Genomic DNA, 6,271 nt, shown 5'->3' on the forward strand with positions numbered 1-6,271 from the left:
CCACGCTAAAATCCGCTGATATGAACGCCAAACTGCGAATCGGTGTCGCCGCCGCGACGATCGCGGCCCTGTTCGGGTGCGGTCAGCTGATCCCGGTACCGGCGGCAGCCGCCGACGAACTGCACAACGTGACCTACATCGCCAAGGTCGACGCCTGGTCCAGCGGCAACGTGGTCACCTTCATGCGCAACGACTACGAGACCGCCAGCGCGGACCTCGACGCGTTCGGCAGCCCGTTCGAGGCCAACACCGTGATGACCGACCCCAGCAAGGCGGGGATGGTGATCCGGCTGCGCTTCCCGACCACCGCAACGGTGCACTGCGAGATCAAGGTCGACGAGGTCACCACGGTCAAGAGCTCACGCTTCATCAACACCTGGGGCAACACCAATGACCCCCACACCGGTGCGATGCTCTGCGGGGCCCTGATCAGCAGCATGGCCTGACCGCAGGCCGCAGGTAGCGAACGCCGAGGACCTACAGGCGCCATCCGGTGTCGTCGGCCCAGGCCCACGCCTGCCGGTAGGCGGTGTCGAACCAGGCTTCCTTGACCTTGGCGTATGCCGGTAGCCCGCCGTCGATCCCGGCCTGTTCGGCCTCGCGCTTGACGGCCAGGTACTCGGCGCGGGCGTCGGCGTCGGCCGACAGCCAGGCCGGAAACAGCAGGGCGAACTGCTGATTGGGCCAGCCCTGCACCCGGATATGGACGTTGGTGGCTCGCCCCGGGTCGGCTGAGGCGTGAATGCGCTTGCGCCACAAGGCCGGGTCCTCGGCGTGATCGAACTCGGCGACCGTGCTGCGGGCATCGGGCCTGCCGTTGTCGGCGGTGATGTCCGCCAGCCGGGGATAGCCGGCGTTCAGCAGGGATTCGGCCAGTTCGTCGGCCACCGCCAGGGATTGCACCGTGACCTGCACATCGATGACGTCTCGGGCTTCCAGGGCCTCCGGCCCCCGCACCGCGGTCGAGCCGATGTGGTCGACGCGGGTCGCCCGGTGCCCGCAGGCGGTGCGCACCCGTGCCAGGATTCGTTGCGCCTGGTCGGCCCAGGTGGGATCGGCCGGCATCAGCCGTGTCGGTGACGGCACGGTCGTGCGGCTGCTCAGGTTGTGCGCGAACGGCAGGATGCGCTGCTCCCACAGCTCGAGCGCCTGGGCGGCCAGGTCTTCCGGGCTGCCGGAGTTGTCCAGCCAGACGTCGGCGACGTCGCGCCGCTCGGGCTCGGTGGCCTGCGCGGCGATCCGGGCCCGCGCGTCGGCCTCGGACATCCCGCGGATCTCGGTCAGCCGGGCCAGGCGGGTCTCGACGTCGGCGTGCACCACGACCACCAGCGGGAACAGCGGGGCCATCTGCGACTCGACCAGCAGCGGGATGTCCTCGACGATCACCGCATCGCGGCCGGCGGCCTCGATCAGCTCCGCCCGGCGGTGCGCCACCAAGGGGTGCACGATGCCGTTGAGCGTGGCCCGCTTGTCATCGTCGCTGAAGGCGATCGCTGCCAGCGCCGGACGATCCAGGGCGCCGTCGGGCAGCAAGATCCCCGGCCCGAAGGCCTCGACCAATTTGGCCAGGCCTTCGGTGCCGGGTTCAACGACCTCACGGGCGATGACGTCACCGTCGACGATGACGCCACCGCCCCGGCTGAAGGTAGCCGACACTGTCGACTTCCCGGCGCCGATACCGCCGGTCAGACCGATACGCAGCATCTGCGCCCCTTCGGTTGGGCGCGCGCTAGGCGCTGTTGCCGGCGAGCTTCTCCCGCAGCGCGGCGAGCTGCTCGTCGCTGGCCAGCGAACCGCCGGCCGGAGCCTCGTCGCGGTGCGAGCCGTTGGCGCCCGAGCGGGACTCGGCGTGCTCGGCAGCGGCGAACTTCTCCATCTGCGCGGTGTGCATCTTGTGCCGGCGCTCGGCCTCGGCGTAGCGGGCCTCCCACTCGGTGCGCTGCTTGTCGAAACCTTCGATCCACTCGTTGGTCTCGGCGTCGAAGCCCTCGGGGAAGATGTAGTTGCCCTGCTCGTCGTAGCTGTCGGCCATGCCGTACTTCGAGGGGTCGAACTCCTCGGTGTAGTCCTCGTTGGCCTGCTTGAGGCTCAGCGAGATCCGGCGGCGGTCCAGGTCGATGTCGATGACCTTGACCATGGCGTCGTCGCCGACGGCGACCACCTGGTCCGGCACCTCGACGTGGTGCTCAGCCAGCTCGGAGATGTGCACCAGGCCCTCGATGCCCTCCTCGACGCGGACGAACGCACCGAACGGCACCAGCTTCGTGACCTTGCCCGGGACGATCTGGCCGATCGCGTGGGTGCGGGCGAAGTGGCGCCACGGGTCTTCCTGAGTGGCCTTGAGCGACAGCGAAACCCGCTCGCGGTCCATGTCGACGTCGAGCACCTCGACGGTGACCTCGTCGCCCACCTGAACGACCTCGGACGGGTGGTCGATGTGCTTCCAGGACAGCTCGGAGACGTGCACCAGGCCGTCCACGCCGCCCAGGTCGACGAAGGCGCCGAAGTTGACGATCGAGGACACGACGCCCTTGCGGACGGCGCCCTTCTGCAGCTGGTTGAGGAACTCGCTGCGCACCTCGGACTGGGTCTGCTCCAGCCAGGCGCGACGCGACAGCACCACGTTGTTGCGGTTCTTGTCCAGCTCGATGATCTTGGCTTCGATCTCTTTGCCGATGTAGGGCTGCAGGTCGCGGACCCGGCGCATCTCCACCAGCGAGGCCGGCAGGAAGCCGCGCAGGCCGATGTCGAGGATCAGGCCGCCCTTGACGACCTCGATGACGGTGCCCTTGACGGCCTCGTCCTTCTCCTTGAGCTCCTCGATGGTGCCCCAGGCGCGCTCGTACTGGGCGCGCTTCTTGGACAGGATCAGGCGGCCTTCTTTGTCCTCTTTGGTCAGGACCAGGGCCTCGACCTCATCACCGACGGACACCACCTCGTGGGGGTCGACGTCGTGCTTGATGGACAGTTCGCGGGAGGGGATGACCCCTTCGGTCTTGTAACCGATGTCGAGCAGGACCTCGTCCCGATCAACCTTGACGATGGTCCCTTCGACGATGTCGCCATCGTTGAAGTACTTGATCGTTTTGTCGATGGCGGCGAGAAAATCCTCGGCCGAGCCGATGTCGTTGACGGCTACTTGCGGCGAGGTGACGGTGGGACTTGGCATGTGTGGGGTTGCTCCGGACATTTTGACGTAGTAGGGACGGGTGATGTCACGCATGCTGGGCATGCGGTGGCCACGATCTTGGACAAGAACTGGTCGAGGCCTACCTGTTGAGGCTACTCGACGCGTTGCACGCTGGACAAACCGGTGGCTACGCTCCGTCGCTATGCCTCAGATGCGGAACCGGCGGAAGGTCGGAGCGCCGCTCATCGTCCTCGTCCTGCTCTCCATCCTGACGATCTTCCTGTTGCTGCTGTTCACTGCCGCAAACCCGAGCGGGACGCTGACCGCGCTGGTGCTGTCGAGCATGTCGATGCTGGTGGTGCTGCTGTGCTACCGGTGGCTGGACCGCTGGGAGCCCGAGCCGCGCCGCCTGCTGCAGCTGGCGTTCTTGTGGGGTGCCTCGGTCGCGGTAGTGCTCGCCGTGGGCCTGGAGACCTTCGGATCTTCGGTGGCGGAGGTTCGGCCACTGGTGTCGAAGACCTTCGACATAGCCGCCATCCAGGCACCGTTCATCGAGGAGGCGGCCAAAGGACTGTTCCTGCTGATCATGCTGACCGGGCGCCGCCGTCTGGCGCTGAACTCGATGACCGACTGCATGGTCTACGCCGGTGTCACCGCGGTGGGTTTCGCCTGGATGGAGGACATCGTCTACATCGCGCCGGCCGACTCCCCCGCCCAGCTGGCCGCGGTGGCCATCGCCCGGCTGATCTTCGGCCCGTTCGCGCACCCGCTGTTCACCACCATGACCGGGATCGGGGTGTTCTTCGCGCTGCGCCGGCACGGCTTCTGGTCGAAAGCCATCCTGATCCTGCTCGGCTACCTGGCGGCGGTGACCATGCACGCCTCGTGGAACGCCTCGCTGGCGATGGGCGGCGGGCAGCTGTTTTTGGCGACCTACGTGTTCTGGCTGGCTCCGGTGTTCCTGCTGATGGTGCTGCTGGGCATGCTGAGCCGCCGCCACGAACAGCACCTGGTGGCCAGCAAGCTGCCCGGCATGGTGGCAAGTGGGCTGATCAGCCCCAACGAGGCGACATGGCTGGGATCGATCCGCCACCGCAGGATGGCGATCCGCGAGGCCACCCGGATCGGCGGTCGGCCCGCCGGCCGGGCCGTCAAGCGCTTCGCCGCCCAGGTGGTCCGGCTGGCCTTCATGCGCGACCGCATCGACCGCGGCTTCGGCGACCCCCAGGTGTTCGCCGCCCAGTACGAGGACGCCTACGGCGTGCTGGCAGCGCGGGCCGCCGCCCCGGTGCTCTACACCATGGCCGGTTACCGGTCGCCGGTTCTGGTGCGGCGCTGACCGGCGCTAGAAGGGCGGCGGATCGTCGTCGGGGTCGGGTGGCGAGACCCCGGTCCCCGCGACACCATCGGTGCTGCACCCGGCTTGGCGGGCCTGGCGGTTGTGACTGCGTTCGGCGGCGATGCGGGCGGCACGGTGCTGGGCGCGGGTGCGCCGGCGCTGCGGCATCAGTGCGGTGCGCTCGCCACACGCGGCATCCGGTGCCTGCCGTGGTGGCGCCAGCTCCCCCGTCGGTGTGCACAGCTGCGGGAACACCAGGGCGCTGCCCGGGGTGGTGACGTAGGTCTGCCCCGACGGCGAGGTCAGGATCAGCGTCCCGTCCGGCAGCTGCTTGTCGCGCCAGCCCCAGAACGTCTTGACGAGATGGTGTAAACGACTGGCGAAAAAACGCTTTGGCTAAGGGTCCAAGGCCCGGCATGCCAATCTAGACAGGTTGACTACTCATGAGTGCTCAATTACTGTGGATGTCGTGCGGAACGAACGAAGAGATCGCCGCGAGGCCATGAATCTCACCCAAACCGCCGCCGCCGCGCTGGCCGGAATCAGCCTGGCGACGTGGCGCCGCTGGGAAGACGATCCTGACGCCGTCGCCCCCAAGACCCGCACCAGGTGCACGGTGGTCCTCGACAAGGAAGCAGTCAGGGAGGACGACCGGCGCCGCCGCGCCAGCGAAGTGGCTCACCAGTACGAACACAGATGGGGCGACAGCTACGCCCTCACGCCGCGGCAGGCGTACGCACTTGTGTGCGCGCTGCATTGGTGGGCCGATGTAGATATTGACCAGTGGCTGAAGGAACCCAGCACGCCACTGCATGAAGTTGAACCGTTTAATTATTTCGACCGTCGCGTCATGATCCACGTCAACGACAATCGTGCGTGGGCGGCCAAGGCTCAGGAGCGCTGCATTGAGGTCGGCAACGAAATCGAAAGCGGCACATTGCCATTTGACCGCGCTGGTTGCTATTTCGATGAGCTGCTGATGGGCCCCGCTCTGGCGAGAGCGCAAGAAATGCTTCAGGACATGCCGGAGTTGTTCGATGAGATCCCAGCCCACTCGGGTGACGACGAAACAGTCGGCGACGACGACTGGGATTTGGTCAGCGACCGTTTCGATGACGCATCCCGTTGGGATGAGTGGGAGATCCCGCTTCACAAGGACTCTCCGATACTGCCGGCCATACTCGCCGATAACCATCCCTACAGCTGGTTTGATCTGAAGCCAAGCAGCGGGCCGGGATATATCAACCGTCTGGTCGGACTGGAAGGAGATCCCAACAATCCGCAAGACAAGGCGAGGATGCATGCCGCCGCTGCCGCCCTCGAGAAGATGTTCGGGCCGGCGATACGGCCAGCCGATACAGCGGATTAGCTAGTCGTTCTTTGACAGGCAGGTTGTGAACACGTAGGCGTTCAGAATGCGTCTTGCGACGGCCTACGCAATCCTGAAGATCGCTTTAGACGCGTGTGGCTTCAAGCGGATCGATCAGACCGGATCGGTAGCTTAGGGCATATTCCAAGATTGCAGAGGTGACAACGTGCGTGAACTGGACCCGGAGACCCTGACGACAGTGCGCCGGTTGCTTTTGGCCGACTCAGGGAATGGTAGCGAGATCCTTGATGCTCTCAACCAGAGTCTGATGCCACCAGGCTCGGAACTGAAGTCGATGATGGACGACTTCGCCAGGGACGTGGTCCGTGAGAGCTCGAAGGCGGGCTTCAAGGATCTTCTGGGCGACAGCGCCAAAGTCAGCTTCAAGGATCTTCTGGGCGACAGCGCCAAAGTCAGCTTCAAGGATCTTCTG

The 6,271-nt window shown here is 66.0% G+C and carries 6 protein-coding genes and 1 pseudogene; 4 read left to right on the forward strand and 3 right to left on the reverse strand.

Features of this window, described 5'->3' with window-relative positions; genetic code table 11:
* Nucleotides 1-20: 20 nt before the first annotated feature.
* Nucleotides 21-446, forward strand: a complete 426-nt coding sequence (locus tag LI92_RS08870) for a hypothetical protein (protein WP_046318182.1) — start codon at nucleotides 21-23, stop codon at nucleotides 444-446.
* A 31-nt stretch (nucleotides 447-477) separates the two neighbouring features.
* On the opposite strand, the gene coaE is transcribed toward LI92_RS08870, so the two are convergent.
* Both coaE and rpsA read right to left on the reverse strand, forming a co-directional pair.
* The gene (gene coaE, locus LI92_RS08875; RefSeq protein WP_046318185.1) at nucleotides 478-1,704 is read right to left on the reverse strand and encodes a dephospho-CoA kinase; all 1,227 of its coding nucleotides are present in this window, start codon (nucleotides 1,702-1,704) and stop codon (nucleotides 478-480) included.
* 25 nt (nucleotides 1,705-1,729) lie between these two features.
* On the reverse strand, nucleotides 1,730-3,169 hold the full coding sequence (rpsA, locus tag LI92_RS08880) for a 30S ribosomal protein S1 (protein ID WP_046318187.1): 1,440 nt from the start codon (nucleotides 3,167-3,169) through the stop codon (nucleotides 1,730-1,732).
* Nucleotides 3,170-3,332: 163 nt separating this feature from the next.
* Between rpsA and LI92_RS08885 the strand changes: the two genes are divergently transcribed.
* A complete protein-coding gene (locus LI92_RS08885) occupies nucleotides 3,333-4,469 on the forward strand; it encodes a PrsW family intramembrane metalloprotease (protein WP_502691422.1) in 1,137 nt (378 codons plus the stop codon).
* A gap of 6 nt (nucleotides 4,470-4,475) precedes the next feature.
* On the opposite strand, the pseudogene LI92_RS08890 reads toward LI92_RS08885, so the two are convergent.
* A pseudogene (locus tag LI92_RS08890) lies at nucleotides 4,476-4,844 on the reverse strand (hypothetical protein); the annotation flags it as partial.
* Nucleotides 4,845-4,938: 94 nt separating this feature from the next.
* On the opposite strand from LI92_RS08890, the gene LI92_RS08895 reads away from it, so the two are divergent.
* On the forward strand, nucleotides 4,939-5,838 hold the full coding sequence (locus LI92_RS08895; protein WP_192830012.1) for a hypothetical protein: 900 nt from the start codon (nucleotides 4,939-4,941) through the stop codon (nucleotides 5,836-5,838).
* A 166-nt stretch (nucleotides 5,839-6,004) separates the two neighbouring features.
* Nucleotides 6,005-6,271 (forward strand): hypothetical protein (locus tag LI92_RS23000; protein WP_152665392.1); only part of this gene is annotated, 267 nt, incomplete at its 3' end.

It is taken from the genome of Mycobacterium sp. UM_Kg1, from assembly GCF_000972925.1.
GTDB classification, from domain to species: domain Bacteria; phylum Actinomycetota; class Actinomycetes; order Mycobacteriales; family Mycobacteriaceae; genus Mycobacterium; species Mycobacterium hiberniae.

Coding starts and splice junctions, on each gene's coding strand:
- LI92_RS08870 (WP_046318182.1), top strand. CDS start 21: ATGAACGCCAAACTGCGAATCGGTGTCGCCGCCGCGACGATCGCGGCC.
- coaE (WP_046318185.1), bottom strand. CDS start 1,704: ATGCTGCGTATCGGTCTGACCGGCGGTATCGGCGCCGGGAAGTCGACA.
- rpsA (WP_046318187.1), bottom strand. CDS start 3,169: ATGCCAAGTCCCACCGTCACCTCGCCGCAAGTAGCCGTCAACGACATC.
- LI92_RS08885 (WP_502691422.1), top strand. CDS start 3,333: ATGCCTCAGATGCGGAACCGGCGGAAGGTCGGAGCGCCGCTCATCGTC.